This window comes from Pseudomonas hydrolytica, from assembly GCF_021495345.1.
GTDB lineage: Bacteria > Pseudomonadota > Gammaproteobacteria > Pseudomonadales > Pseudomonadaceae > Aquipseudomonas > Aquipseudomonas hydrolytica.
In genome coordinates, this window is the sequence record NZ_CP099397.1 from 354880 (window position 1) to 380347 (window position 25468).

The 25468-nt window shown below is 65.8% G+C and carries 25 protein-coding genes; 15 read left to right on the forward strand and 10 right to left on the reverse strand.

Going from position 1 to position 25468, the window contains the following annotated elements:
* Nucleotides 1-61: 61 nt before the first annotated feature.
* Complete coding sequence (locus tag L1F06_RS01730) at nucleotides 62-1015, forward strand: AlgP family protein (RefSeq protein ID WP_129482007.1); 954 nt, start codon at nucleotides 62-64, stop codon at nucleotides 1013-1015.
* Here L1F06_RS01730 and L1F06_RS01735 read toward each other — a convergent pair.
* Nucleotides 1012-1455 carry a TIGR02444 family protein gene (locus L1F06_RS01735; protein ID WP_129482006.1) on the reverse strand — a complete coding sequence of 148 codons (444 nt, stop codon included), beginning with the start codon at nucleotides 1453-1455 and terminating at the stop codon, nucleotides 1012-1014. The genes L1F06_RS01730 and L1F06_RS01735 overlap by 4 nt on opposite strands.
* Nucleotides 1456-1493: 38 nt before the next feature.
* Between L1F06_RS01735 and L1F06_RS01740 the strand changes: the two genes are divergently transcribed.
* The 6 genes from L1F06_RS01740 (at nucleotide 1494) to L1F06_RS01765 (ending at nucleotide 7673) form a co-directional block, all read left to right on the forward strand.
* Nucleotides 1494-3404, forward strand: coding sequence for an ATP-binding cassette domain-containing protein (locus L1F06_RS01740; protein WP_129482005.1), 1911 nt, complete (start codon nucleotides 1494-1496; stop codon nucleotides 3402-3404).
* Nucleotides 3404-3943: a mechanosensitive ion channel family protein gene (locus tag L1F06_RS01745; RefSeq protein WP_129482004.1), complete on the forward strand. Its 540-nt coding sequence runs from the start codon at nucleotides 3404-3406 to the stop codon at nucleotides 3941-3943. The genes L1F06_RS01740 and L1F06_RS01745 overlap by 1 nt, the downstream gene beginning before the upstream one ends.
* A gap of 76 nt (nucleotides 3944-4019) precedes the next feature.
* A complete protein-coding gene (locus L1F06_RS01750) occupies nucleotides 4020-4652 on the forward strand; it encodes a LysE family transporter (RefSeq protein ID WP_004373370.1) in 633 nt (210 codons plus the stop codon).
* A 163-nt stretch (nucleotides 4653-4815) separates the two neighbouring features.
* A complete protein-coding gene (locus L1F06_RS01755; RefSeq protein ID WP_129482003.1) occupies nucleotides 4816-6705 on the forward strand; it encodes a cytochrome c/FTR1 family iron permease in 1890 nt (629 codons plus the stop codon).
* Nucleotides 6706-6826: 121 nt separating this feature from the next.
* Nucleotides 6827-7162 (forward strand): enhanced serine sensitivity protein SseB C-terminal domain-containing protein, encoded by a 336-nt coding sequence (locus L1F06_RS01760; protein WP_004373366.1) that lies wholly within the window; start codon nucleotides 6827-6829, stop codon nucleotides 7160-7162.
* Nucleotides 7163-7223: 61 nt separating this feature from the next.
* Entirely contained in the window at nucleotides 7224-7673 is a 450-nt protein-coding gene (locus tag L1F06_RS01765) for a YaiI/YqxD family protein (protein ID WP_004373364.1), read from the forward strand.
* A 111-nt stretch (nucleotides 7674-7784) separates the two neighbouring features.
* Here L1F06_RS01765 and L1F06_RS01770 read toward each other — a convergent pair whose 3' ends face one another.
* Both L1F06_RS01770 and elbB read right to left on the reverse strand, forming a co-directional pair.
* Nucleotides 7785-8252 carry a thioesterase family protein gene (locus L1F06_RS01770; RefSeq protein ID WP_011920579.1) on the reverse strand — a complete coding sequence of 156 codons (468 nt, stop codon included), beginning with the start codon at nucleotides 8250-8252 and terminating at the stop codon, nucleotides 7785-7787.
* A gap of 230 nt (nucleotides 8253-8482) precedes the next feature.
* Nucleotides 8483-9142 (reverse strand): isoprenoid biosynthesis glyoxalase ElbB, encoded by a 660-nt coding sequence (elbB, locus tag L1F06_RS01775; RefSeq protein WP_004373360.1) that lies wholly within the window; start codon nucleotides 9140-9142, stop codon nucleotides 8483-8485.
* Nucleotides 9143-9352: 210 nt separating this feature from the next.
* On the opposite strand from elbB, the gene L1F06_RS01780 reads away from it, so the two are divergent.
* Nucleotides 9353-10597 carry a sterol desaturase family protein gene (locus tag L1F06_RS01780; protein WP_129482002.1) on the forward strand — a complete coding sequence of 415 codons (1245 nt, stop codon included), beginning with the start codon at nucleotides 9353-9355 and terminating at the stop codon, nucleotides 10595-10597.
* Here L1F06_RS01780 and L1F06_RS01785 read toward each other — a convergent pair.
* Nucleotides 10565-11119 (reverse strand): DedA family protein, encoded by a 555-nt coding sequence (locus L1F06_RS01785; RefSeq protein ID WP_011920582.1) that lies wholly within the window; start codon nucleotides 11117-11119, stop codon nucleotides 10565-10567. The genes L1F06_RS01780 and L1F06_RS01785 overlap by 33 nt on opposite strands.
* Nucleotides 11120-11312: 193 nt before the next feature.
* On the opposite strand from L1F06_RS01785, the gene hemB reads away from it, so the two are divergent.
* Nucleotides 11313-12326 carry a porphobilinogen synthase gene (gene hemB, locus L1F06_RS01790; RefSeq protein WP_011920583.1) on the forward strand — a complete coding sequence of 338 codons (1014 nt, stop codon included), beginning with the start codon at nucleotides 11313-11315 and terminating at the stop codon, nucleotides 12324-12326.
* A gap of 19 nt (nucleotides 12327-12345) precedes the next feature.
* Nucleotides 12346-14529: a polyphosphate kinase 1 gene (ppk1, locus tag L1F06_RS01795; RefSeq protein WP_004373351.1), complete on the forward strand. Its 2184-nt coding sequence runs from the start codon at nucleotides 12346-12348 to the stop codon at nucleotides 14527-14529.
* A 253-nt stretch (nucleotides 14530-14782) separates the two neighbouring features.
* On the opposite strand, the gene ppx is transcribed toward ppk1, so the two are convergent.
* From ppx to L1F06_RS01825, 6 genes are all read right to left on the reverse strand, one after another.
* Complete coding sequence (gene ppx / locus L1F06_RS01800; protein WP_011920585.1) at nucleotides 14783-16285, reverse strand: exopolyphosphatase; 1503 nt, start codon at nucleotides 16283-16285, stop codon at nucleotides 14783-14785.
* Between the two features lie 86 nt (nucleotides 16286-16371).
* Nucleotides 16372-16893: an ureidoglycolate lyase gene (locus tag L1F06_RS01805; RefSeq protein ID WP_129482001.1), complete on the reverse strand. Its 522-nt coding sequence runs from the start codon at nucleotides 16891-16893 to the stop codon at nucleotides 16372-16374.
* Nucleotides 16890-17621 (reverse strand): amino acid ABC transporter ATP-binding protein, encoded by a 732-nt coding sequence (locus tag L1F06_RS01810; protein WP_129482000.1) that lies wholly within the window; start codon nucleotides 17619-17621, stop codon nucleotides 16890-16892. Before L1F06_RS01810 ends, L1F06_RS01805 begins: the two co-directional genes overlap by 4 nt.
* Nucleotides 17608-18258, reverse strand: coding sequence for an amino acid ABC transporter permease (locus L1F06_RS01815; protein WP_177491068.1), 651 nt, complete (start codon nucleotides 18256-18258; stop codon nucleotides 17608-17610). The genes L1F06_RS01810 and L1F06_RS01815 overlap by 14 nt, the downstream gene beginning before the upstream one ends.
* Entirely contained in the window at nucleotides 18255-18920 is a 666-nt protein-coding gene (locus tag L1F06_RS01820) for an amino acid ABC transporter permease (protein WP_129481999.1), read from the reverse strand. Before L1F06_RS01820 ends, L1F06_RS01815 begins: the two co-directional genes overlap by 4 nt.
* Before the next feature lie 19 nt (nucleotides 18921-18939).
* Nucleotides 18940-19725 carry a transporter substrate-binding domain-containing protein gene (locus tag L1F06_RS01825; protein ID WP_011920590.1) on the reverse strand — a complete coding sequence of 262 codons (786 nt, stop codon included), beginning with the start codon at nucleotides 19723-19725 and terminating at the stop codon, nucleotides 18940-18942.
* 287 nt (nucleotides 19726-20012) lie between these two features.
* Here L1F06_RS01825 and L1F06_RS01830 point away from each other — a divergent pair, with 287 nt between their 5' ends.
* The 5 genes from L1F06_RS01830 to L1F06_RS01850 all read left to right on the forward strand — a co-directional run bounded on the left by L1F06_RS01830 (nucleotide 20013) and on the right by L1F06_RS01850 (nucleotide 25330).
* Nucleotides 20013-20717, forward strand: coding sequence for a FadR/GntR family transcriptional regulator (locus L1F06_RS01830; protein WP_011920591.1), 705 nt, complete (start codon nucleotides 20013-20015; stop codon nucleotides 20715-20717).
* Nucleotides 20718-20826: 109 nt separating this feature from the next.
* Nucleotides 20827-21153 (forward strand): thioredoxin TrxA, encoded by a 327-nt coding sequence (trxA, locus tag L1F06_RS01835; protein ID WP_004373332.1) that lies wholly within the window; start codon nucleotides 20827-20829, stop codon nucleotides 21151-21153.
* A 233-nt stretch (nucleotides 21154-21386) separates the two neighbouring features.
* Nucleotides 21387-22646 (forward strand): transcription termination factor Rho, encoded by a 1260-nt coding sequence (gene rho, locus L1F06_RS01840; RefSeq protein ID WP_004373327.1) that lies wholly within the window; start codon nucleotides 21387-21389, stop codon nucleotides 22644-22646.
* A gap of 249 nt (nucleotides 22647-22895) precedes the next feature.
* On the forward strand, nucleotides 22896-24362 hold the full coding sequence (gene ubiD, locus L1F06_RS01845; RefSeq protein WP_129481998.1) for a 4-hydroxy-3-polyprenylbenzoate decarboxylase: 1467 nt from the start codon (nucleotides 22896-22898) through the stop codon (nucleotides 24360-24362).
* On the forward strand, nucleotides 24362-25330 hold the full coding sequence (locus L1F06_RS01850; RefSeq protein ID WP_129481997.1) for a CDP-6-deoxy-delta-3,4-glucoseen reductase: 969 nt from the start codon (nucleotides 24362-24364) through the stop codon (nucleotides 25328-25330). Before ubiD ends, L1F06_RS01850 begins: the two co-directional genes overlap by 1 nt.
* Nucleotides 25331-25468: the final 138 nt, after the last annotated feature.

A 25468-nucleotide genomic window follows, 5' to 3' on the forward strand; every position in this document is an offset into this window, starting at 1 on the left:
ATGGCGAGCCTTCTCGCCTGCGTCTAGTATGGGCGCATCCACATCCGCCTGGAGGCGCGCCATGTCGGCCAAGAAGAAGACCATCAGTACCCCCCTGCATCTGCTGCACCAACTGTCTGCCAGCCTGCTCGAGCATCTGGAAAATGCCTGCTCGCAAGCGCTCGTCGATGCCGAGAAACTGCTCGCCAAGCTGGAAAAGCAACGCGGCAAGGCACAGGAAAAACTGCACAAGGCGCGCGGCAAGTTGCAAGACGCCGCCGTTGCCGGCAAGACCAAGGCGCAAGCCAAGGCCAAGGACGTGGTAGCCGAGCTGGAAGAGCTGCTCGATACCCTCAAGGCTCGCCAGAGCGAAACCCGCGGCTACATCGCCCAGCTCAAGCGTGACGCGCAGGAAAGCCTGAAGCTGGCGCAGGGCGTCGGCAAGGTGAAGGAAGCCGCTGCCAAGGCGCTCGATGGGCGCGAGGCCAAGGCCGCAGCTCCCGCAGCCAAACCGGCCAGCAAGCCGGCTGCCGCGAAGAAACCGGCTGCTGCCAAGGCGCCGGCGAAGAAGGCTCCTGCCAAACCGGCCGCCAAGCCCGCTGCGGCAAGCAAGCCTGCCGCCAAGCCGGCCGCTGGCAAACCTGTTGCGGCCAAGACTGCTGCAGCCAAGGCACCAGCCAAACCGGTAGCGCCGAAAGCGGCGGCTAAACCGGTGGCGCCCAAAGCGGCTGCCAAGCCGGCTGCGGCAAAGGCTCCAGCCAAGCCCGTGGCGAGCAAGCCTGCGGCCAAGCCATCCGCCGCCAAACCTGCAGCAGACAAACCCGCTGCCAAGTCGGCGCCTGCCAAACCGGCTGCCAAGCCCGCCAGCAAACCGGTCGCCGCGAAGAAACCGGCCACCGCGAAGGCGCCCGCCAAGAAGGCCCCGGCCAAGCCCGCTGCCGCCAAACCGGCCGCCGCACCTGCTGCTCCGGCTGCACCCGCCGCGCCTGCGGCCACCAACGGGGCTGCCGCACCGGTTGCTCCGAGCGCGTCCTAAGCGAGGCGAGTGGCGCCGCGCAGCACCTGCAGCGCGGCGCTGTTCTCGCCGGTCAGGGCAAGCAGCCAGTCGCTTCGCGCCTCTTCGTCTGGCCAGTTCGCGGCCAGCGCCTGCAGCCGCTCGAGCAGCACCCGCTCGGCCTGCAATTCCAGCTTCTTGATCTGTTCACGCAGGGCGGCCAATTCGGCATCCTGACCTGCGGCCGTGCGCCAGTGGCGCCGCGTCTGCCGCAAGGGCGAGACCACTTCACGTTGCCAGGGGCCCGCCACCTCCGTCAGTGCGCGCAGGCGCTCATCCATGCAGCGCACGCCACGTTGCTGCAGCCAGGCGCCGGTCAGCAGCAGGCAGACGTCGCTACCGGCGTCCTGCAAATCCAGGCAGGCCTGTTCCACGCCCGGTCTGGCATAGAGTTCGAGGGCGAAATTCCACAGATCCTGCACGCGGCCTCCGGGGCGATTTGGTAGACTCCGCGGCCATTATGATCCGACTCCAGAACCTCACTCTACAGCGTGGTCCGCAACGCCTGCTCGAAGGCGCCGAGCTGACCCTGCACGCCGGCCAGAAAGTCGGTCTGATCGGTGCCAATGGCGCCGGCAAATCCAGCCTGTTCGCCCTGCTGCGCGGTGAGCTCGGCCCCGACGCGGGCGACTGCCAGCTGCCGCCGGACTGGCGCATCGCCCATATGCGCCAGGAGGTGGACAACCTCGAGCGTCTGGCGGTGGACTACGTGCTCGATGGCGATGTGCACCTGCGCGCGATCCAGGCCGAACTGGCCAGGGCCGAGGCCGCCCACGACGGCAGCGCCATCGCCCGTCTGCACAGCGAACTGGACATTGCCCAGGGCTACAGCGCCGATTCGCGTGCGCGCAAGCTGCTGGCCGGCCTGGGCTTTACCAGCGAGCAGATGGACAGGCGCGTCGGCGACTTCTCCGGGGGCTGGCGCATGCGCCTGAACCTGGCTCAGGCACTGATGTGCCCCTCCGAGCTGCTGCTGCTCGACGAGCCGACCAACCACCTCGACCTCGACGCCATCCTCTGGCTGGAGGAGTGGCTCAAGGGCTATCCCGGCACGTTGCTGCTGATCTCCCACGACCGTGATTTCCTCGATGCCGTGGTCGACCATGTGGCGCACCTGGAGCAGCAGAAGCTGACCCTCTACCGCGGCGGCTACTCGGCCTTCGAGCGCACCCGCGCCGAGCGTCTGGCGCAGCAGCAGCAGGCGTACGAGAAGCAGCAGGCGCAGCGTGCGCACATGGAAGACTTCATTCGCCGCTTCAAGGCCAAGGCGACCAAGGCACGCCAGGCACAGAGCCGCATCAAGGCGCTGGAGCGCCTGGAGGAGCTGGCCCCGGCCCATGTCGATTCGCCCTTCGACTTCGTCTTCCGCGAGGCGGACAAGGTCTCCAGCCCGCTGCTCAACCTGTCCGAGGCGCGCCTGGGTTACGGCGACAAGACGGTGCTGGAGAAGGTCAAGCTGAGCCTGGCACCCGGTGCACGTATCGGCCTGCTCGGCCCCAACGGCGCGGGCAAGTCGACCCTGATCAAGACCCTGGCCGGCGACCTGGCCGTGCTCGGCGGTGAGCTGGCCCGTGGCGAGAACCTGGCCATCGGCTACTTCGCCCAGCATCAGCTCGATGCCCTGGACCCCAAGGCCAGCCCGCTGCTGCATCTGCAGCGCCTGGCGCCGAGCGAGCGCGAGCAGACCCTGCGCGACTTCATCGGCGGCTTCGATTTCCGTGGCGAGCGCTGCGACGAGCCGGTGCTGAATTTCTCCGGCGGCGAGAAGGCACGCCTGGCCCTGGCACTGATCGCCTGGCAGAAGCCCAACCTGCTGTTGCTGGACGAACCGACCAACCACCTCGATCTGGAAATGCGCCTGGCGCTGACCATGGCCCTGCAGGAATTCGCCGGGGCGGTGCTGGTGGTCTCCCACGACCGTCACCTGCTGAAGAGCACCACCGACGAGTTCCTTCTGGTGGCCGACGGGCGCATCCAGCCGTTCGAGGGCGACCTGGACGACTATGCGCGTTGGCTGATCGATTTTCGCGCCCGCCAGCAGCCGGTCGCAGCGCCGGCCGCCGGTGCCGAGAAGACCGACAAGCGCGCCCAGCGCCAGGCTGCCGCGGCGCTGCGCCAGCAACTGGCGCCGCACAAGAAGCAGGCCGACAAGCTCGAGCAGGAGCTGGGCAAGGTGCAGGAAAGGCTCGCTACCGTGGAAACCCAGCTGGGCGACAGTGGCCTGTACGAGTCCGCACGCAAGGATGAGCTGCGCGAGCGCCTGGCCGAGCAGGCGCAGCTCAAGGCGCGCGAGGCCGAGCTGGAGGAAGCCTGGCTGCTGGCCCTGGAAACCCTGGAGGCGTTGCAGCAGCAACTGGAGGAGGCTGAGTGATGGAGCAGCTGGAACTGCTGGTGGCCTGGCGCGAGCCGCTGGTCCGTGCCGGCCAGGTGCTGTTGATCATCCTGCTGGCGTGGATCGCCCAGCGCATTCTCACCCGTGCCATCAGCCGCCTGGGCGCGCGCTACAGCCTGTTGCCGCAGGAGGTGCTGCAGCCGCTGCGCGGCCTGTTGCGCTGGTTGATCATGGGCAGTGCCTTCATGCTGGTGCTCGAGCGCCTGGGCGTCTCGGCAACGGTGTTGTGGACAGCCCTGACCGGGTTCACCGCCGTGGCCGCCGTGGCCTTCTTCGCCATCTGGAGCGTGCTGTCGAACATGTTCTGCGCGCTGCTGATCTTCACCATGGGGCCGTTTCGTATCGGTGATACGGTCGAGGTGATCGATAGCGCGGACAAGCCAGGGGTGAAGGGGCGGGTGATCGCCATCAACCTGTTCTACACCACCTTGCAGGATCTCGCCGAAGACGCTGCCGGTGCCCTGCTGCAGGTGCCCAACAGCCTGTTCTTCCAGAAATCCGTGCGCCGCTGGCGCTGAACGTCTGGCTCGGAGGCTGGCGCAGGAGTAGGCTGTGAAGCCGTTCTCCCGATTTCTGCTCCCCGAGGTACGCATCATGGCATTGGAAACCTGGCTCGCTTTCTTCGTCGCCTGCTGGGTGATCAGCCTGTCGCCCGGTGCCGGCGCCGTGGCGTCGATGTCCGCTGGCCTGCAATACGGCTTCTGGCGCGGTTACTGGAACGCCCTCGGCCTGCAGCTCGGCCTGGCCCTGCAGATCGCCATCGTCGCGGCGGGCGTGGGCGCCATCCTCGCCGCCTCGGCGCTGGCCTTCAGCCTGATCAAATGGTTCGGCGTCGCCTATCTGGTGTTTCTCGCCTACAAGCAGTGGGTCGCCCTTCCCAGCGATCTGGATGCCGGTGCCACCGAGCGCCCCAGCGGGCGGCCGCTGACCCTGGTGCTGCGCGGCTTTCTGGTCAATGCCAGCAACCCCAAGGCCATCGTCTTCATGCTCGCCGTGCTGCCGCAGTTCATCAATCCGCATGCGCCTTTGCTGGCGCAGTATCTGGTGATGGGCCTGACCATGATCGTGGTCGACCTGATCGTCATGGCCGGCTACACCGGCCTGGCTTCGCGGGTGCTGCGCGCGCTGCGCACGCCGCGGCAGCAGCGGGTGATGAACCGCAGTTTCGCCGCGCTGTTCGCCGCCGCTGCCGGTCTGCTGGCCACGGTCAAACGCGCCGCGGTCTGAGCCGCGGGTTCGGCAGCGGCGGCGATGTCGCCGCTGCCGCTCTGGCGATGCAGTCGCAACGCTCCGTTCGACTGATTGTTACCAGATATTTCAGATTCTCCTTGTGCGAATTCCTTAGCCACGCAACAATTTAATGCCACCCATTCTCGTTTGGGATGCATTGATGAGCCGCTTTCGTTTCGCCCTTTCCTGGCTGACGCTGCCCTTGCTGGCCATGCTCAGCTTTCTCGCCATCGGCGAGCCACTCGACGGCGCCGCACAGGCGCTGCATCTGATCGGCTACATCGGCGCCGATTACCCCGCCACCGTGGCGGGCGGCCAGGTCATCGACGCTGGCGAATATCAGGAACAGCTGGAGTTTCTCGACGTGCTGCAGGGCCTGGTCGTCGCCTTGCCGGCCCGCGCCGGACGCGACGAGCTGGAGCGGGGCGTGGTCGATCTGCGCCAGGCCATCGCTCAGCGCCAACCCGGTGAGGCGGTGGCCGGTGCCGCGCGTCAGCTCGGCGCACGTCTGGCCGAGCTCTATCAGGTAGCCCAGACCCCGATCCTGACACCGGACCCCGAACGCGGCGCGCCGCTGTATGCCCAGCACTGTTCGGTGTGCCACGGCGATACCGGCCTGGGCGACGGACCTGCCGGCATCGGTCTGGAACCGGCACCGGCCAATCTGCGTGATGCCGCGCGTCTGGATCGGCTGAGCCTCTACGATCTCTACAACACCCTCGGTCTGGGCATCGAAGGCACCGATATGCCGGCCTTCGCCGATCAGCTCGACGAGCGTCAGCGCTGGGATCTGGCTGCCTATATCGCCGGTTTCACCGCCGCATCGGCGCAGAGCCACACACGCTTCGCCATGAGCGAGCTGGCAGGGCGCACGCCCGCCGAAATTGCTGCCGCCGGTGGCGATGTCGCCGCGTTCCGCGCTCAGCGCGCGCATCCGCTACTGGAGCAGCGCGGCCCGCAGCAGCTGATCGGCTATACCCGTGACACCCTGGAGCGCAGCCTGCAGGCCTATCGCAACGGTGATCGCGAGCAGGCCTACGACCTCTCCGTCGGCGCCTATCTGGAAGGCTTCGAACTGGTCGAAAGCGCGCTGGACAACCTCGATGCGGTGCAGCGCAAGACCACCGAGCGCGCGCTGATGGCCTATCGGCAGGCGCTGCAGGATGGTGCCAGCGTCGCGCAGGCTGCCCAGGCCCTGGAGCAGGCCAAGGTGGAGCTGGAGAAGTCCGCTGCACTGCTGGCCGATGGCGCGATGGACGACAGCCTGAGCTTCTTCGCCAGCCTGCTGATTCTGCTGCGCGAGGGGCTCGAGGCGATTCTGGTGCTGGCGGCGATTCTCGCCTTCCTGCGCAATACCGGCCAGCAGCAGGCGGTACGCAGTGTGCACATTGGCTGGGGTCTGGCGCTGCTCGCCGGTGTCGCGACCTGGGCGGCGGCGGCCTACCTGATCGACATCAGCGGCGCCCAGCGCGAGCTGCTCGAAGGCGCCACTGCGCTGTTCGCCAGCGTGGTACTGCTGTGGGTCGGCGTATGGATGCATGATCGCCGTCACGCCGCGGCCTGGCAGGACTACATCAAGAGCAGCCTGGTCGGCGGTGGTGGTCGTTTCGGCTTCGCCGTGCTGGCGTTCTTCTCGGTGTACCGCGAGCTGTTCGAAGTCATCCTGTTCTACGAAACCCTCTGGCTGCAGGCCGGCCCGGCCGGGCATGGCGCGGTGCTGGCCGGTGCCGCCGCGGCGCTGGTGCTGCTGATCGGCCTGGCCTGGGTGATCCTGCGCGGTTCGCGCAAGTTGCCGCTGGCGACCTTCTTCGGCGTCAATGCGGTGCTGCTGTGCGTGCTCTCGGTGGTCTTCGCCGGACACGGCGTCGCTGCGCTGCAGGAGGCCGGGGTGCTCGGTACGCGGCCGGTGGCCTTCTTCGAATTCGACTGGCTGGGCATCCACGCCGATGCCTGGAGCCTGTCGGCGCAGGGGCTGGCGCTGGCCGGCATCGCCCTGCTGTATGGGCGCAGCCTGCGCGGCGAGCGTCGTCGGCTTGCCGAGCAGGCCTAGGCCGGCGAAGGAGGGTCGAGGCGCGCGCGGTGCCTTCGATCCTCCATAGCGTGAACCGTCACCACGACAGAGGGTCAGAGTGGGCCTAGGCTGAGCTCATTTCCCTCTGACGAGTGCACGCATGTCCTCCACTGTTCATTCCACCCATTACGCCGACAGCCCCGATCTGGCGCTGGCGGCCCTGCGCCATCCGCCCCTGGAACAGGCGCTGGCCGCAGCCTGTGCCGAGCTCTCGGTGCAGCAGGCCTATCTGGCCGCCCTGCGCGATCCGGCCATCGGCCCGCAGCCGCGTCTGCTGCTGGCGGTGGAGGGCGCCAACGTGCAGGTGCAACGTCGTCTGGCGGCATTGGTGGCCGAGTTGCTGCCGGATGAGGTCGAGCTGGATCTGATCGAACTGGCCGACGACAACCTCTCGCGTGCGGTGCGCGAGCGCTGCCAGGCCTTCTACAACGCTTGAAGCGCCTCTCTGCCCACGCGGGCTGGCATACTGGCGACCGATTTCTGCTGGAAGGTGCTGCATGCGTGTCTGGATAGACGCCGACGCCTGCCCGAGGGCGGCGCGCGATCAGGTGGTCAAGTTCGCCCTCAAACGGGGTTTCGAAGTGGTGCTGGTGGCGGGCCAGGCCGTGGCGCGGCCGAATTTCGCCTGCGTGAAACTGATCGTGGTACCCAGCGGGCCGGATGCGGCCGACGATCACCTGGTCGAGCATGCCGTGCCCGGCGAGCTGGTGATCTGCAGCGACGTACCGCTGGCCGACCGCCTGGTGAAGAAGGGCGTGGCGGCGCTCGATCCGCGTGGCCGCGAGTTCGACGAGCGCAACATGGGCGAGCGCCTGGCGGTACGTAACCTGTTCACCGATCTGCGCGAGCAGGGCCAGGTCGGCGGCGGCCAGGCGCCCTATTCGGAGAAGGATCGGCAGGCCTTCGCCAATGCGCTGGACCGGATTCTCACGCGGCTGAGCCGTTAGCGGCCCTGGATTGCATCCGGGCGACGGGTGGCCGGCAAACCCTTTTTCAGCCTTGTAGCCCGGATGAAATCCGGAACGGCGGGCAACCGCATCCGAGCTCCGCGCCCTCCTTCAGCCGCACAGATAGGTGCCGGTGCCGACGGCCACCAGCACCCCTTCGTCGTTGTGCAGCTCCATGCGAATCACCGCCACCTTGTTGCCGGCGCGCAGCGGCAGGGCGGTGGCGGTGAAGCGCTGACCGCGGCCGGGGCGCAGGTAGTCGATGCGCAGGTCGATGGTGCCGAGCTTGGACAGCTTGCTCATGCGCTCGGCCGGCGGCAGGTGCTGGTGGTTGGCGAAGGCGCCGATCAGCGCCATGGCGCCACCGCAGACGTCGAGCAGCGAGGAAATCACCCCGCCATGGAGGATGCCGTGGACGAAGTTGCCGATCAGTTCGGGCTTCATCGGCAGGTGCATGGTCACCCGCTCCGGGCTCAGCTCATCGAGCTCGATGCCGAGCACCTGGTTGAAGGGGATGCGCTGGAAGAAGGCGGCTACCGCCTGCTGCAGGTCGGGGCTGAGGACGAAGGGCTGGGTCATGGCAGGGCTCCGGGAAATCTGCCGCCACGCTGCCGCAGCGCGAACCGCTTGACCAGCGTGACGGCCAGACTGCCCTGGCCAATGACCGAAGCGCCCTTTAGTGGCGCTGGCTGGTAGGGTGTGCCGGGCGGCGTTCCGCTCTATCCCGCATTGATCGCCATTGGTGGGCTAAAGCCCACCCTACAGGCTGGAACGTTGAGTTTCGTAGGGTGGGCTTCAGCCCACCCAGGTCAGTGGTGCGCCAGCTCCAAGACGCGGTCGACCATCTTGTTGATGCCCGAAGCCGCCTCGGCGATTGACTGGGCGAGCATGTAGGCCGGTGTGGTGACCAGCTTGCGAGCATGATCCTCGACGATGTCGCTGACTTCGCACTCGTGGTGCTCGGCGCCCATCTGGGTTAGTGCGGTGGCGGTGTCGTGGTCGGTGCCGATGGTGCAGATCACGCCAGCGCCGAAGATCTTCGCCGCCAGCGCCGGCGCGATGCACATCAGGCCGACTGGCTTGCCGGCATCGACGAAGGCCTTGCAGGCGGCCAGCACGTCCGGCTGCACGGTGCAGCCCGCGCCGCTGGTGGCGAAGTCGGAGAGGTTCTTGGCCACGCCGAATCCGCCGGGCAGGATCAGCGCGTCGAACTCGGCCACGTGCAGCTCCTTGACGTCCTTGATCTTGCCGCGGGCGATGCGCGCCGATTCCACCAGCACGTTGCGCGTTTCGTCCATCTCGTCGCCGCTGTAGTGATCGACCACGTGCAGTTGCGGCACGTTGGGAGCGAAGCACTGCACCACTGCGCCGCGCTGGTCGAGGCGCAACAGGGTGATCACGCTTTCATGGATCTCGGCGCCATCGTAGACGCCACAGCCGGACAGAATCACTGCCACTTTCTTGCTCATGCTCGACTCCTGATGAGGAAAACGCCGCTCGTTGCACCAGTTGGTGCCGGCGGGCGGCGGGATGTTGCCAATTCGGTGTTGCCCCTCGGCACGGGTGGCTGTCGCCAAATGCCACACAGACTGTCATTTGCCGCCGTGAACCGCTGTGGGCCGGGGATTAGGATGAATAACAGACTAGCCCCAAGACAAGCACAACGATACGGCTCGGCCATGAATTACGTTCTCTATGCGGTGCCTTTCTTCTTCCTGCTGATCGCTCTCGAGCTGCTCGCCGATCACCTGCGCGGCATGCGCACCTATCGCCTGGCCGACGCCCTGGGCAGCCTCGGCACCGGCGTGCTGTCGCAGACCACGGGCGTGCTGACCAAGGTGGTCGGCCTGCTCACCTACGCCTTCGCCTGGGAGCATCTGGCGCTTTTCGAACTCGCCGAAGGCAGCCTCTGGGTCTGGGTTTTCGCCTTCGTCTTCTATGACTTCTGCTACTACTGGAACCACCGCCTGGGCCATGAACGCAATGTGCTCTGGGCCGCCCACGCGGTGCATCACCAGAGCGAGGACTACAACCTCACCACGGCGTTGCGCCAGACCAGCACCGGCTTCGTCTTCGGCTGGATCTTCTACCTGCCGATGGCCGTGCTCGGTGTGCCGCCGCTGGTGTTTCTCACGGTGGCGGCGCTCAACCTGCTCTACCAGTTCTGGGTGCACACCCGTCATATCCCCAAGCTGGGCTGGTTCGAATGGCTGTTCATCACCCCGTCCAATCACCGCGTGCATCATGCACAGAACCCTATTTACATGGATCGCAATTACGGCGGGGTGTTCATTGTATGGGACCGGCTTTTTGGCACCTTCCAGGAGGAGCTCGACGAGGAGCCGGTGATCTTCGGCGTGACCGTGCCGCTGGCCAGCTGGAATCCGCTGTGGGCCAATCTGCAGGTCTATGCCGGCCTGTGGCACGACGCCCGGCGCGCCGGCTCCTGGTGGGACAGGTTGCGCATCTGGTTCATGCCCACCGGCTGGCGCCCGGCCGACGTGGCCGCGCGCCATCCGCAGGCCAAGCCTGACCTGAGCAACTTCCGCAAGTTCGAGGTGGCGCTGGGCCGTGGCGCGCAGGTCTACGCACTGCTGCAGTTCGTCTGCTACCTGCTGGCCGGCGTGTGGCTGCTGGCGCAGGGAGATTCACTTGCGATAGGCGCAGTGCTGCTGGCTTGCCTGTGGATGGCCCTGGGCCTGTGCAGTATCGGCCTGTGGCTGGAGAATCGCAGCAACGCATGGCGTCTGGAGTGCCTGCGCCTGGCAGGCAACCTGCCGGCATTCTGGCTGGCCGGTGAGCTGGGCATGCTGACGCTGGACCTCACGGTCTGGGCCTGGCTGAGCGCCTACAGTCTGAGCAGCCTGCTCGGTATCTGGCTGGCGCGCGGTTCAGCCGCGCCGGCGCTGACGCCACCGGTGTAGCCAGGCGAGAGCAAGCAGCAGTACCACGGCGGCGAGCAGGATGACCTGATAGTTGCGCAGCTCTTCCAGCAGGCCGCCCATGGCATGGCCCAGGCTGTAGGCCAGCAGGCTGATGCCGCCGGCCCAGACGCCGGCGCCGATGGCGTCGAGCAGCAGGTAGCGGCGCCAGGAATAGCCGGACAGGCCGATGGTCAGCGGCATCACCGTACGCAGGCCGTAGAGGAAGCGGAAACACAGCACCCACAGGTCCGGGTAGCGTTTGATCAGCGCACTGGCGCGTTCGCCCAGCGGCTGCCAGCGCGGCTTGCGGGCCAGCAGCGCGCGACCGTGACGGCGGCCGAGGTAGTACCACAGCTGATCGCTGGCGAAGGTGCCGAGGAAGGCGCACAGCGCCACCCATTCGATCTCCAGCACGTTGCGCACGGCCATGTAGGCTGCCAGCAGCAGCGATACTTCGCCTTCTAGGAAGGTGCCGAGTATCAGCGCCGGATAGCCGAACTGGCGGATCAGGTCTTGCAGCATGTGGCGTGCCCATGAACACAGGTTATGCAGACTACTCCGACCGCGAGGAACCCGGAAGGTGGCGGCCCATGCCACAATGCGCGACTGCTGTGCGACCCGCGGTCGCACGCGGTCATGTGACCGTCATCATTTGGTCATAATGGTCGCTTATAACCGTCACACTGGCCCGCCCGTGCGGGCTCTGGAGTCTGCCGTGAGCGTTACCCCCGCCAATCGCCTGTTCCCCGCCACCCGCCTGCGCCGCAACCGCCGCGACGATTTCTCCCGCCGTCTGGTACGCGAACACCGTCTGAGCGTCGATGACCTGATCCTGCCGGTGTTCGTGCTCGACGGCGACAACCGCCGCGAAGCCGTGCCGTCGATGCCGGGCGTCGAGCGCCTGTCCATCGACCTGCTGCTCCAGGAAGCCGAACACTGGGTCGAACTGGGCATTCCGGCGCTGGCGCTGTTCCCGGTCACCCCCCTGGAGAAGAAGTCCCTCGACGGCGCCGAGGCCTGGAACCCGGACGGCATTGCCCAGCGCGCGATCCGCGCCCTGCGGGCGAAATTCCCCGAGCTCGGAGTGATCAGCGACGTCGCCCTCGACCCCTTCACCACCCACGGTCAGGACGGCATCCTCGACGACTCCGGCTACGTGCAGAACGACATCACCGTCGATGCGCTGGTCAAGCAGGCGCTGTCGCATGCCGAGGCCGGTGCCCAGGTGGTCGCCCCCTCGGACATGATGGATGGCCGCGTGCAGGCGATTCGCGAGGCGCTGGAGCTGGCCGACCATCCCAACGTGCGCATCATGGCCTACTCGGCCAAGTACGCCAGCGCCTACTACGGCCCGTTCCGCGATGCGGTGGGCTCGGCGGCCAACCTCGGCAAGGGCAACAAGCTCGGCTACCAGATGGACCCGGCCAACGGCAACGAGGCGCTGCACGAAGTGGCCGCCGACCTGGCCGAAGGCGCCGACATGGTCATGGTCAAGCCCGGCATGCCGTATCTGGACATCCTCTGGCGGGTGAAGGATGCCTACAAGGTGCCCACATTCGTCTATCAGGTCAGTGGCGAGTACGCCATGCACATGGCCGCGATCCAGAACGGCTGGCTCGGCGAGGCAGTGATCCTCGAGTCGCTCACCGCCTTCAAACGCGCCGGTGCCGATGGCATCCTCACCTATTTCGCCGTACGGGCGGCAGAACTGCTAAAACAAGGGCGATGACGCTCTCAGGAACTCAGCGATGAACAGCGAAGGACTCAACAGCGAAGTGCTCGACAACAACCCGCCTCAGGCCGAGGTGGTCGCCGAGACGCCCGTGGTGGAAACCCCGCCGCCGGCCCCGATTCCCAGCCTGGATGACAGCAGCCTGTACATTCACCGTGAACTGTCGCAGCTGCAGTTCAATATCCGGGTGCTGGAGCAGGCGCTGGACGAGTCCTATCCGCTGCTCGAACGCCTGAAGTTCCTGCTGATCTTCTCCAGCAACCTCGACGAGTTCTTCGAGATCCGCGTCGCCGGGCTGAAGAAGCAGATCAACTTCGCCCGCGAGCAGGCCGGCGCCGACGGCCTGCAGCCGCACCAGGCGCTGGCGCGCATCAGCGAGCTGGTGCACGAGCAGGTGGAGCGGCAGTACGCCATCCTCAACGACACCCTGTTCCCGGCGCTGGCCAAGCACAACATCAACTTCATCCGCCGGCGTTTCTGGACCACCAAGCTCAAGGCCTGGGTGCGCCGCTATTTCCGTGACGAGATCGCGCCGATCATCACCCCCATCGGCCTCGACCCGACGCACCCCTTCCCGCTGCTGGTGAACAAGAGCCTGAACTTCATCGTCGAGCTGGAGGGCATCGATGCCTTCGGCCGCGATTCCGGTCTGGCCATCATCCCGGCCCCGCGCCTGCTGCCGCGGATCATCCGCGTGCCGGAGGAAGTCGGTGGTCCCGGCGACAACTACGTGTTCCTCTCGTCGATGATCCACGCCCATGCCGACGACCTGTTCCAGGGCATGAAGGTCAAGGGCTGCTACCAGTTCCGCCTGACCCGTAACGCCGACCTGTCGGTGGATACCGAGGACGTCGAGGACCTGGCGCGTGCCCTGCGCGGCGAGCTGTTCAGCCGCCGCTACGGCGATGCGGTGCGCCTGGAGGTGGTCGACACCTGCCCGAAACACCTGCGCGATCACCTGCTCAAGCAGTTCGGCCTGACCGAGAGCGAGCTGTACCAGGTCAACGGCCCGGTCAACCTCACTCGCCTGTTCAGCATCACCGGCCTGGACAACCACCCGGAGTTGCAGCACGCGCCGTTCACCCCCGTAATCCCCAAGCTGCTGCAGAACGCCGAGAACATCTTCAGCGTGGTCAGCAAGCAGGACATCCTCCTGCTGCACCCCTTCGAGTCCTTCACGCCGGTGGTCGACCTGCTGCGTCAGGCGGCGAAGGACCCGCACGTGCTGGCGATCAAGCAGACCCTGTATCGCTCCGGCGCCAACTCGGAGATCGTCGACGCCCTGGTGGAAGCGGCGCGTAACGGCAAGGAGGTCACCGCGGTGATCGAACTGCGTGCGCGTTTCGACGAGGAATCCAACCTGCAACTGGCCAGCCGCCTGCAGCAGGCCGGCGCGGTGGTGATCTACGGTGTGGTCGGCTTCAAGACCCACGCCAAGATGATGCTGATCCTGCGCCGCGAGAACGGCGAAATCGTCCGCTACGCCCACCTCGGCACCGGCAACTACCACGCCGGCAACGCCAAGCTGTACACCGACTACAGCCTGCTTACCGCCGACGTCGCCCTTGGCGAGGACGTGGCCAAGCTGTTCAGCCAGCTGATCGGCATGGGCAAGACCCTGCGCATGAAGAAGCTGCTGCATGCACCCTTCACCCTGAAGAAGACCCTGCTCGACCTGATCGCCAAGGAAACCGCCGCGGCGGCCGAAGGCAAGCCGGCGCAGATCATCGCCAAGTTCAACTCGCTGACTGACCCCAAGGTGATCCGCGCGCTGTACAAGGCCAGCCAGACCGGGGTGAAGATCGACCTGGTGGTGCGCGGCATGTGCTGCCTGCGCCCGGGCATCGCCGGGGTGTCGCACAACATTCAGGTGCGCTCGATCATCGGCCGCTTTCTCGAGCACACGCGGGTGTTCTACTTCCTCAATGGCGGCGACGAGAAGATCTACCTGTCCAGCGCCGACTGGATGGAGCGCAACCTCGACAAGCGCGTGGAGACCTGCTTCCCGGTGGAGGGCAAGAAGCTCATCACCCGGGTCAAGAAGGAGCTGGAAAGCTACCTCACCGACAACACCCACGCCTGGGTGCTGCAAGCGGACGGCCGCTACCTGCGCCAGCAACCCACCGGCAACCAGAACCCGCGCAGCGCGCAGTCCGGGCTGCTGGAGAAACTGACTGCACCGGTGGTGAGCGCTCGTTAAAAAGGCCGCTTGCGGCCATCTGATGGCCCTCTCCCGCTTGCGGGAGAGGGTGCCCGAAGGGCGGGAGAGGGTGTTGGGGGCGTGCTGTAGCTTTTGCTAGCAATGCGCAGATAAGCGCCTGCTCGCTGGCGATCAGGTCGGGACGCGAAGCGGGGTGCCCGAAAGGCGGGCGAGGGGCTTCGAGCTCTTGGCGCGTCTCACCCGCCCTGCAGGCCAGCCCGCGCCCGTAGGGTGCGCCATGCGCACCGGATGATCAGCGCACGCTCAGGGTCAGATCGATGCGCTTGAGCCACTCCGCTTCGGCTTCGAAATCGGCCTGGGTCAGCGGGTTGGCTGCCAGCCAGCCATCGGGGAAGTGCACTTCCAGACTGTTTTCGCCGGCCTTGAGCTGCACCTGTGGCATGTCCTGGGTGCCGCGGATGTGATGGAAGAGGATGGCGAAGCGCAGCAGCACGCACAGGCGCATCAGCTTGACGCCTTCCTCGCCGAATTCGGCGAACTTGTCCCTGGGGATGTTGCGTCGGTGGCCGCGCACCAGCAGGGCGAGCATCTGCTGATCCTGACGCGAAAAACCGGACAGATCGGAGTGTTCGATCAGGTAGGCGCCGTGCTTGTGGTACTGGTAGTGGGCGATATCCAGGCCCACCTCGTGGACCCTGGCGCCCCAGCTGAGCAGCTCGCGGTGCCAGTCGTCGGTCAGGCCCCAGTCGTCGGCCACCTTGTCCAGTGCCGAGAGCGCCTTGGTCTCGACCCGCGCCGCCTGATCCAGGTCGACGTGATAACGCTCCATGAAGGCCGACAGCGTGCGTTCGCGCACGTCCTCGTGCTGATGGCGACCGAGCAGGTCGTATAGCACGCCTTCACGCAGCGCGCCTTCGGAGTGGCTCATGCGCTGGATCTCGCAGGCGTCGAAGATGGCTTCGAGAATCGCCAGGCCGGCGGGGAAGATGCTGCGGCGATCCGGCTTGATGCCGTCGAGGTCGATCTTCTCCACCTCGCCCAGTTTGAACAGCTTGCGCTTGAGCCAGGCCAGACCCTCGACCGTGACCTCGCCATTGCCCAGGCCGGCGGCCTTGGTCGCCAGGCCGATGGCCTTGATGGTGCCGGAGGCGCCCACGGCATCCTCCCAGCCGAGGCGGCGCAGGGCCTGCTCGATGCCCATCAGTTCCAGCCGGGCAGCGGTGTAGGCCTGGGCATAGCGCGCCGGGGTGATCTTGCCGTCCTTGAAGTAGCGCTGGGTGAAGCTCACGCAGCCCATCTGCAGGCTCTCGCGCAGCAGCGGCTCGAAACGCTGGCCGATGATGAACTCGGTGCTGCCGCCGCCGATATCGGCGACCAGGCGCTTGCCGGGGGTGTCGGCGATGCTGTGGGACACACCCAGGTAGATCAGGCGCGCTTCCTCGCGGCCGGAAATCACCTCGACCTGATGGCCGAGAATCTCCTCGGCGCGGCGGATGAACACCGCGCGGTTGCGCGCTTCGCGCAGGGCGTTGGTGCCGACGATGCGTACGGCGCCTTCCGGCAGGCTGTTGGTGAACTGGGCGAAGCGGCGCAGGCAGTCCAGCCCGCGCTGCATGGCCTCCTCGCTGAGCTGGCGCTCCTCGTCGATACCGGCGGCCAGCTGTACCTTGTCGCCGAGCCGTTCGAGGATGCGGATCTCGCCATGGTCGGCCTTGGCCAGCACCATATGAAAGCTGTTCGAGCCCAGGTCGATGGCGGCGATCAGGGGGTAATTCTCGGCAGGAGCTTTGGGCATGGGGAAGGCGTCTCGTTCGATATCCGCGTCATCGTGCCACGACTGAGCCAATGAGCCAACGCATACGGATGTCGCAGGAAACTGGTCTAGACCTGTGCCTGCCGCAGGTTCAACACGCTCAGTGGTTGTTCCAGCGCCTGCTCGTCGCAGTTGCGCCCCGGGCCGCCACGGTCCACCACCAGGAAGCGTCCGGGGTGTTGCAGGCACAGCAGCGGGTGGTGCCAGATGCCGCGGGCGTAGTTCACGCCCTGGTCCGGCGCGCTGATGAAGGCGCGGATTTTCGACTCGTCCAGCTCACCGGGCGGGGCGACGACGATCAGCATGCATGCGCCGTCCACCGGATAGAACGCCTGGCTGCCCAGCGGGTGGCGTTCGAGCATGCGGATCTCGATGGGCGCGTGCCAGGCCTTGCCCTCGAACAGGTTGACCAGGGTGCGCGGCGCTTCGCCGGCCAGCTCCACCTGCGCCAGGTCGTGGTAGCGCGTGGTGGTGCCGGCGTTGATCGGGAAGGCGTTGGCGCCGGCCGTTTCGATCACCTCGCCAAACGGCGCGAAGGCCGCGCGAGTCAGCGGCTCGATACGCAGCGGCCGTGGCGCCGGTGCGTTCACAGGTTCACCGAGCCGATGAAGTTGCGCAGCTCCTCGGTCTGCGGCGCGGCGAACAGGGCTTTCGGATCGCCGATCTCGTGCACCTTGCCCTGGTGCATGAACACCAGCTTGTCGCCGACTTCGCGGGCGAAGCGCATCTCGTGGGTGACCATGATCAGGGTCATGCCCTCGCTGGCCAGTTGCTTGACCACCGCCAGCACCTCGTTGACCAGTTCGGGGTCGAGCGCCGAGGTGATCTCGTCGCACAGCAGCACCTTGGGCGCCATGGCCAGGGCGCGGGCGATGGCCACGCGCTGCTGCTGGCCGCCGGACAGGCGTTCGGGATAGGCGTCGAACTTCTCCGCCAGGCCAACCCGTTCGAGCATCTGCCGGGCGATCTTCTCGGCTTCGGCGCGCGGGGTCTTCTTCACCACTTGCGGCGCCAGCATCACGTTCTCGCCGACGGTCAGATGCGGGAACAGGTTGAACTGCTGGAACACCATGCCGACCTTCTGCCGCAGGCTGCGCAGGTCAGCGCGGGCGGCGTCGATGTACTCGCCGTCGACTTCGATGACGCCGTCGTTGATCGATTCCAGGCCGTTGAGGGTGCGCAGGAAGGTGCTCTTGCCCGAGCCGCTGCGGCCGATGATGGCGACCACTTCGCCTTCCTCGACCTTGAGGTCGATGCCCTTGAGCACATGGTTGTCGCCGTAATACTTGTGCAGGGCGGTGACGTTAAGCAGTGACATTCAGCCTCCTTTCCAGGCGGTATGCAGCGAGCGAGAGCGGGTAGCAGAGCAGGAAGTAACCGAGGGCGACGAAGCCGTAGACCATGAACGGCTCGAAGGTGGCGTTGGCCAGCATGCTGCCGGTCTTGGTCAGCTCGGTGAAGCCGATGATCGAGGTCACCGCGGTGCCCTTGATCACCTGCACCGAAAAGCCCACGGTGGGCGCCACGGCGATGCGCAGCGCCTGCGGCAGCACCACATGGCGCAGGGTTTCCAGGCGGCTCATGGCCAGGCTTTCGGAGGCCTCCCACTGGCCACGGCCGATCGATTCGACGCAGCCGCGCCAGATCTCGGCGAGAAAGGCGCTGGTGAACAGCGTCAGCGCGGTGGCCGCGGCCAGCCAGGGCGATACGTCGACACCGAGCAGGGCGATGCCGAAGAACACCAGAAACAGCTGCATCAACAGCGGCGTGCCCTGGAACAGTTCGATATAGCCGCGGGCGAGCATGCGCGGCGCCGCCAGCGGCGACAGCCGTGCCAGCATCACCAGCAGGCCGGCGATGCCGCCGCAGACGAAGGCCACCAGCGACAGCAGCAGCGTCCACTGCAGGCCGGTAAGCAGGTTGCGCAGGATGTCCCAGAGGGTGAAGTCCATCAGCGCTCTCCCATGATGAAACGGCGACCGACCCAGGCCAGCAGCTGGCGAATCAGAATGGCCATGAGCAGATACAGCGCGGTGGTCAGCAGGTAGGTCTCGAAGGCGCGGAAGTTGCGCGACTGGATGAAGTTGGCGGCGAACGACAGCTCCTCGGTGGAAATCTGTGAGCACACCGCCGAGCCCAGCATGACGATGATGATCTGGCTCGACAGTGCCGGCCACACCTTGCCCAGGGCCGGGCGCAGCACCACATGGCGGAAGGTCTCGAAGCGGCTCATGGCCAGTGCCGCCGCGGCCTCGAGCTGGCCATGGGGGATGGCCTGGATGCCGGCGCGGATGATCTCGGTGGAATAGGCGCCGAGGTTGATCACCATCGCCAGCACGGCTGCCTCCCACTCGCTCAGGCGCAGGCCGAGCGAGGGCAGGCCGAAGAAGATGAAGAACAGCTGGACGATGAACGGCGTGTTGCGGATCAGCTCCACGTAGACGCCGAAGATGCGGTCGAACGGGCGGATGCGCCAGGCGCGCAGTATCGCCCCGACGATGCCGAGAGCGACGCCCAGCAGGGTGCCGATCGCCGTCAGGCCGAGGGTGAAGGCCGCGCCCTGCAGCAGCAGATCGCTGTGCTGCAGGACGGCGGCGAAGTCGAACTGGTACGCCATGGCTCGGCTCCCGCGTGGCTCAGAGGTCGGCCGGCAGCGGTTGCTTCAGCCACTTCTGGCTGAGCGCCTCGAGGCTGCCGTCGGCCTTGGCGTCGGCGATGATGGCGTTGACCTTGTCCAGCAGCGCGGTCTGGCTCTTGTTCACGCCGACGTACACCGGCGAGTCCTTGAGCTTGAGCTTCATGCTCGGAATGCGCTTGGGGTTGCGCTCGGCGATGGCCACCATCACCACGTTGCCGCTGGCGATCAGCTCGACCTGGCCGGACAGGTAGGCGGCGATGGTCGAGTTGTTGTCCTCGAAGCGCTTGATGGTGGCGCCCTTCGGGGCGACATTGCTCAGTTCGATGTCCTCGATGGAGCCACGGGTGACGCTGATGGTCTTGCCGGCCAGGTCGTCGAGGCTGGCGATGGCGGCGTCTTCCGGGCCGAACACGCCGAGATAGAAGGGCGCATAGGGCGCCGAAAAGTCGATCACCGCTTCGCGCTCGGGATTCTTGCCCAGGCTGGAAATCACCAGATCCACCTTGCCGGTGGTGAGGAAGGGGATGCGGTTGGTGCTGTTGACCGGGGTCAGTTCCAGCTTCACCTGCAGCTTGTCGGCCAGCAGCTGCGCGGTGTCGATATCCAGGCCGCGCGGTTTCATGTCCGGGCCGACCGAGCCGAACGGTGGAAAGTCCTGCGGTACGGCGACCTTCAGCACGCCGGCGGCGCTGATGTCTTCGAGCGCGTCGGCGTGCGCAGCGGCCGCGCCGAAGGCCAGTGCGGCGAACAGGGTACCCAGCAGGGTGCGGTGAAATTTGCCCATGTCGAACTCCCGATCAATGAAGGAAAACTCAAGCGTTTTGCTTGGTCTGCACAGTGCATCGCTTGTGCCAGATTCAATGAATTCGGGGCTTGCATCGCTGCAGACGAATGGAAACAAGGTCTTACTGGTCTGAACAGTTGCGGTAGTTGACCGAGTGGTCATGACGGCTGCTGTGCCATCGCGGTGCATTACCGGGCTGCGCTGTTCCATAAGGGCGCATCGCTTGCCTGGGGCGGGGTTCTGGCCTTACAAAGGCGGCTCAACTGGACTGACCGGCCCGAACAGTCATGCACGCTTCTGCTCCCCGCGCGGTACCCGAGTACGCCCTGCAGGCGATCCGCCGTCTGATCGAGGAAGAGGGCTATCGCCCCGGCGATGCGCTGCCGTCGCAGCGCGATCTGGCCGAGCGCCTGGGCGTCAGCCGTGCCTCATTGCGCGAGGCGCTGTCATCGCTCAGCGCGCTGGGCCTGATCAGCGTGCAGGCCGGCAAGGGCGTGTTCGTCCAGCAGGCGCCGAAAGCCGAGGCTGCAGGTGCTTTCGTCTGGCCCTTCGCCGCCCAGGTGTCGGCCGCCGACACCTTCCAGCTGCGTTTCGCCCTGGAGGGCTTCGCCTGCGGTCTGGCGGCCGGGATGATGACCGCCGAGGATCTCGACAGCCTCGAGGACAATGTCGAGCAGATGCGCCTCGAGCTGCGCGCCGGCGACTTCGAGCAGGCGGCGCGGCTGGACTTCGAATTCCACCAGCGCATCCTCGCCGCTAGCGGCAACCAGGCGATGTTCGCCCTGGTGACCTCCAGTGCGGACATCTTCTTGGAAAGCCAGAAGCTGCCGTTCATCCGACCGGAGCGGGCGATGGAAACCTGGCAGGAGCATCGTCGCATCCTCAAGGCCCTGGCCCGGCATGCCGCCGGCCCGGCGCAAAAGGCCATGCAGCAGCACATTCGCGCCGCTGCGCTGCGCACCGGCATCGCATTCGCCACCCTCGGCGATTGAGGAGTACATTAGCGGCTATTGAGAGGCTCAATCGCCCGCGCCTTTCGGTGTCAGCCAAGCCGGGCTATGATGGCGCCACTTTTTTGCTTCCGAATCACGGAGACTCATCATGAGCGAATTCATCACCAACGTCAGCGATGCCAGCTTCGACCAGGATGTCATCCAGGCCGAAGGTCCGGTTCTGGTCGACTACTGGGCTGAGTGGTGCGGCCCGTGCAAGATGATCGCGCCGGTGCTCGACGAGATCGCCAAGGACTATCAGGGCAAGCTGAAGATCTGCAAGCTGAACATCGACGAGAACCAGGAAACCCCGCCGAAGTACGGCGTGCGCGGTATCCCGACCCTGATGCTGTTCAAGAACGGCAACGTCGAAGCGACCAAGGTCGGCGCCCTGTCCAAGTCGCAGCTGGCTGCGTTCCTCGACAGCAACATCTGAGTTTCGCCGCTCTGGAAGAAGCCCCGCCTTGCGCGGGGTTTTTTCGTTTTCAGGGCTAGACGCTGTTTTTTCACGGTGTTAAATTCGGCCTCGCTGCATTTCCTTATGCAGCCCTCTGCATGCCGTCGCCGATTCATTCCTACTCGAACTCGTTCGCGATCCTGTCGCCTTCTCTGCGGCGCGGCCTCTCAAGCTAACAGCTTTCTTCTCCTCTCGATGATCATGTCATTCCTATGAATCTGACCGAACTCAAGCAAAAGCCGATTGCCGAACTGCTGGACATGGCCGAACAGATGGGCCTGGAAAACATGGCTCGTTCGCGCAAGCAGGACATCATCTTCGCCCTGCTGAAAAAGCATGCCAAAAGCGGCGAGGAAATTTCCGGCGACGGCGTGCTGGAGATTCTCCAGGACGGTTTCGGCTTCCTGCGCAGCGCCGACTCCTCCTACCTGGCCGGCCCGGACGACATCTACGTATCGCCCAGCCAGATCCGCCGTTTCAACCTGCGTACCGGTGACACCATCGTCGGCAAGATCCGTCCGCCGAAGGAAGGCGAGCGTTACTTCGCCCTGCTCAAGGTCGACAGCATCAACTTCGACCGCCCGGAAAACGCCAAGAACAAGATCCTGTTCGAGAACCTCACGCCGCTGTTCCCCAACAAGCGCCTGACCATGGAAGCCGGCAACGGCTCCACCGAGGACATCACCGGCCGCGTGATCGACCTCTGCGCGCCGATCGGCAAGGGCCAGCGTGGCCTGATCGTCGCCCCGCCGAAAGCGGGCAAGACCATCATGCTGCAGAACATCGCCTCGAACATCACGCGTAACAACCCTGAAGTGCACCTGATCGTTCTGCTGATCGATGAGCGCCCGGAAGAAGTGACCGAGATGCAGCGCACCGTGCGCGGTGAAGTGGTCGCCTCCACCTTCGACGAGCCGCCGACCCGCCACGTGCAGGTCGCCGAAATGGTGATCGAGAAGGCCAAGCGCCTGGTCGAGCACAAGAAGGACGTGGTCATCCTGCTCGACTCCATCACCCGTTTGGCGCGTGCCTACAACACCGTGATCCCCAGCTCCGGCAAGGTCCTCACCGGCGGTGTCGACGCCCACGCCCTGGAGAAGCCCAAGCGCTTCTTCGGCGCCGCGCGCAACATCGAGGAAGGCGGCAGCCTGACCATTCTCGCCACCGCGCTGATCGAAACCGGCTCGAAGATGGACGAGGTGATCTACGAGGAATTCAAGGGCACCGGCAACATGGAGCTGATCCTGGACCGCCGCGTGGCCGAGAAGCGTACCTTCCCGGCGATCAACATCAACAAGTCCGGCACCCGTCGCGAAGAATTGCTGACCGGCGAGGAAGAGCTGTCGCGCATGTGGATCCTGCGCAAGCTGCTGCACCCGATGGACGAGATCGCTGCCATCGAATTCCTCATCGACAAGCTGAAAGCGACCAAGACCAACGATGAGTTCTTCCTATCGATGAAGCGCAAGTAAGAGGATCTACTGCGCGGAGGTGATGCTGCGTTAAAAACAGACTCGAGATGCTCATGTACAGTCGTACACTCCGCTCTCTCGCCTGTTTTTGCCTTGCCTGACCTCCGCTCGCTACGATCCGATTGCACTGCCACGAGGCCGGGGAAACCCGGCCTTGTCGTTTCCGCAGGCTTCTCAAGCCTTCTGAAAGCCCGACTTCGGCGCTAAACTTTGCGGCCGACCCAAGCCCGCCCGACACGAGGCTACTGCATGCAGTATCGCGATCTGCGCGACTTCATCCGCGAACTGGAAAAGCGCGGCGAACTCAAGCGTATTCAGACCCCGGTTTCGCCCATTCTGGAAATGACCGAAATCTGCGACCGCACCCTGCGCAAGGGCGGGCCGGCGCTGCTGTTCGAAAAGCCCACCGGCTTCGCCGTGCCGGTGCTCGGCAACCTGTTCGGCACACCCAAGCGCGTGGCCCTCGGCATGGGCGCCGAGGACGTTGCCGAGCTGCGCGAGATCGGCAAGCTGCTGGCGTTCCTCAAGGAGCCGGAGCCGCCCAAGGGGCTCAAGGACGCCTGGAGCAAGCTGCCGATCTTCAAGAAGGTCATTTCCATGGCGCCCAAGGTGGTCAAGGACGCGCCCTGCCACGAGGTGATCGAGGAAGGTGAGGACGTCGACCTGAACCGGCTGCCGATCCAGCACTGCTGGCCGGGCGACGTGGCGCCGCTGATCACCTGGGGGCTGACCATCACCAAGGGGCCGAACAAGGAACGGCAGAACCTCGGCATCTACCGTCAGCAGGTGATCGGCCGCAACAAGGTAATCATGCGCTGGCTCAGCCACCGTGGTGGCGCGCTGGATTACCGCGAGTGGTGCCAGAAGCATCCGGACAAGCCCTACCCGGTCTGCGTTGCGCTTGGCGCGGACCCGGCGACCATTCTCGGCGCCGTGACGCCAGTGCCCGATACGCTTTCCGAATACGCCTTCGCCGGCCTGCTGCGCGGTCATCGCACCGAGCTGATCAAGGCCGTCGGCAGCGACCTGCAGGTGCCGGCCAGCGCCGAGATCGTGCTCGAGGGCGTGATCCATCCGGGCGAGACCGCGCCGGAAGGCCCCTACGGCGATCACACCGGCTACTACAACGAGGTGGACACCTTCCCGGTTTTTACCGTCGAGCGCATCACCCGCCGCCGCGAGCCGATCTACCACAGCACCTACACCGGCCGGCCGCCGGATGAACCGGCAATCCTCGGCGTGGCGCTGAACGAGGTGTTCGTGCCTATCCTGCAGAAGCAGTTCCCCGAGATCACCGACTTCTACCTGCCGCCGGAAGGCTGCTCCTACCGCATGGCGGTGGTGACCATGAAGAAGCAGTACCCGGGCCACGCCAAGCGCGTAATGCTGGGTGTGTGGTCGTTCCTGCGACAGTTCATGTACACCAAGTTCGTTATCGTCACCGACGACGATATCAACGCACGGGACTGGAATGACGTGATCTGGGCGATTACCACGCGCATGGACCCCAAACGCGACACGGTGATGATCGACAACACGCCGATCGACTACCTCGATTTCGCCTCGCCGATCTCGGGCCTGGGCTCGAAGATGGGCCTGGACGCTACCCACAAGTGGCCGGGCGAGACCAGCCGCGAATGGGGCCGCGCCATCGAGAAGGATCCGGCCGTGGTGGCACGTATCGATGCACTCTGGGGCGAGCTGGGAATCGATTGATGAACGTCACCCTGCAACCTTCCGGCGTCACCCTGGCCCTGCAGCCGGGCGAGCGCATCCTCGATGGCGCCCGCCGCCTCGGCTACGACTGCCCGCAGAGCTGCCGCAACGGCAACTGCCACATCTGCGCCGCCTTGCTGGTGGAAGGGCGGGTGCGGCAGAACGGCGCCGAGCTGGATCACGGCGAGCTGTTCACCTGCCTGGCCGAGCCACTGGAAGACTGCGTTCTGCACTGGGATGGCGTGCTGGCGCCGGGTGAGCTGCCGGTGCGCGAACTGAGCTGCCAGCTGATCGAGTGCCAGGACGTGGGCGGCGACGTGTTCCGTGTGCGCCTGCGCGCGCCGGCCGGCAGGGTGCCGCGCTACCACGCCGGGCAGTACCTGCTGTTGCAGCGGCACGACGGCGAGATGGCCGCGTTCTCCCTGGCCTCGGCGCCGCACAGTGGTCGCGAGCTGGAGCTGCATATCCTGGCCCGCGACGACAATACCCGGGCATTGCTCGCCCATCTGCGCGAGCAGGGGTTGGCCCGCGTGCAGCTGCCGTTCGGCGATACCCACCTGGCCGAGCTGCCGGACGGACCGCTGGTGCTGATCGCTGCCGGCACCGGCATGGCGCAGATGCACAGCCTGATCGAGCACTGCCGCGCCACGGGTTTTGCCCATCCGGTGCATCTGTACTGGGGCGCGCGTCGAGCGGACGACTTCTACGCGCTGCCGCACTGGACCGACTGGCAGCGTCTGGGCAATCTGCACCTGCATCAGGTGGTCAGCGATCAGCGCGGCTGGCCGGGCCGTTGCGGCCTGCTGCACGAGGCGGTGCGCGAGGACTTTCCCGACCTCAAGGCGCTGCACGTCTACGCCAGCGGCTCGCCAGCGATGGTCTATGCCACGCTCGACGCCCTGGTCGAAGCCGGCATGGACGCGCGCCAGATGCGCGCCGACGTGTTCGCCTACGCGCCGCGGCCGTAGCCGCACGGGCGGGCGCAAACCGCCCGGCGCGGTTCAGTAAACCCTCACCACCGCCTTGTGTCCCTTGGGTTTGGCTGTCCCGGCCGGGCTCGCCGCACCGATTAAAGTTGGCACTTTCTGATTCGATGCCGAGTCGTA

Coding starts and splice junctions, on each gene's coding strand:
- L1F06_RS01730 (WP_129482007.1), top strand. CDS start 62: ATGTCGGCCAAGAAGAAGACCATCAGTACCCCCCTGCATCTGCTGCAC.
- L1F06_RS01740 (WP_129482005.1), top strand. CDS start 1,494: ATGATCCGACTCCAGAACCTCACTCTACAGCGTGGTCCGCAACGCCTG.
- L1F06_RS01745 (WP_129482004.1), top strand. CDS start 3,404: ATGGAGCAGCTGGAACTGCTGGTGGCCTGGCGCGAGCCGCTGGTCCGT.
- L1F06_RS01750 (WP_004373370.1), top strand. CDS start 4,020: ATGGCATTGGAAACCTGGCTCGCTTTCTTCGTCGCCTGCTGGGTGATC.
- L1F06_RS01755 (WP_129482003.1), top strand. CDS start 4,816: ATGAGCCGCTTTCGTTTCGCCCTTTCCTGGCTGACGCTGCCCTTGCTG.
- L1F06_RS01760 (WP_004373366.1), top strand. CDS start 6,827: ATGTCCTCCACTGTTCATTCCACCCATTACGCCGACAGCCCCGATCTG.
- L1F06_RS01765 (WP_004373364.1), top strand. CDS start 7,224: ATGCGTGTCTGGATAGACGCCGACGCCTGCCCGAGGGCGGCGCGCGAT.
- L1F06_RS01770 (WP_011920579.1), bottom strand. CDS start 8,252: ATGACCCAGCCCTTCGTCCTCAGCCCCGACCTGCAGCAGGCGGTAGCC.
- elbB (WP_004373360.1), bottom strand. CDS start 9,142: ATGAGCAAGAAAGTGGCAGTGATTCTGTCCGGCTGTGGCGTCTACGAT.
- L1F06_RS01780 (WP_129482002.1), top strand. CDS start 9,353: ATGAATTACGTTCTCTATGCGGTGCCTTTCTTCTTCCTGCTGATCGCT.
- L1F06_RS01785 (WP_011920582.1), bottom strand. CDS start 11,119: ATGCTGCAAGACCTGATCCGCCAGTTCGGCTATCCGGCGCTGATACTC.
- ppk1 (WP_004373351.1), top strand. CDS start 12,346: ATGAACAGCGAAGGACTCAACAGCGAAGTGCTCGACAACAACCCGCCT.
- ppx (WP_011920585.1), bottom strand. CDS start 16,285: ATGCCCAAAGCTCCTGCCGAGAATTACCCCCTGATCGCCGCCATCGAC.
- L1F06_RS01810 (WP_129482000.1), bottom strand. CDS start 17,621: ATGTCACTGCTTAACGTCACCGCCCTGCACAAGTATTACGGCGACAAC.
- L1F06_RS01820 (WP_129481999.1), bottom strand. CDS start 18,920: ATGGCGTACCAGTTCGACTTCGCCGCCGTCCTGCAGCACAGCGATCTG.
- L1F06_RS01825 (WP_011920590.1), bottom strand. CDS start 19,725: ATGGGCAAATTTCACCGCACCCTGCTGGGTACCCTGTTCGCCGCACTG.
- L1F06_RS01830 (WP_011920591.1), top strand. CDS start 20,013: ATGCACGCTTCTGCTCCCCGCGCGGTACCCGAGTACGCCCTGCAGGCG.
- trxA (WP_004373332.1), top strand. CDS start 20,827: ATGAGCGAATTCATCACCAACGTCAGCGATGCCAGCTTCGACCAGGAT.
- rho (WP_004373327.1), top strand. CDS start 21,387: ATGAATCTGACCGAACTCAAGCAAAAGCCGATTGCCGAACTGCTGGAC.
- ubiD (WP_129481998.1), top strand. CDS start 22,896: ATGCAGTATCGCGATCTGCGCGACTTCATCCGCGAACTGGAAAAGCGC.
- L1F06_RS01850 (WP_129481997.1), top strand. CDS start 24,362: ATGAACGTCACCCTGCAACCTTCCGGCGTCACCCTGGCCCTGCAGCCG.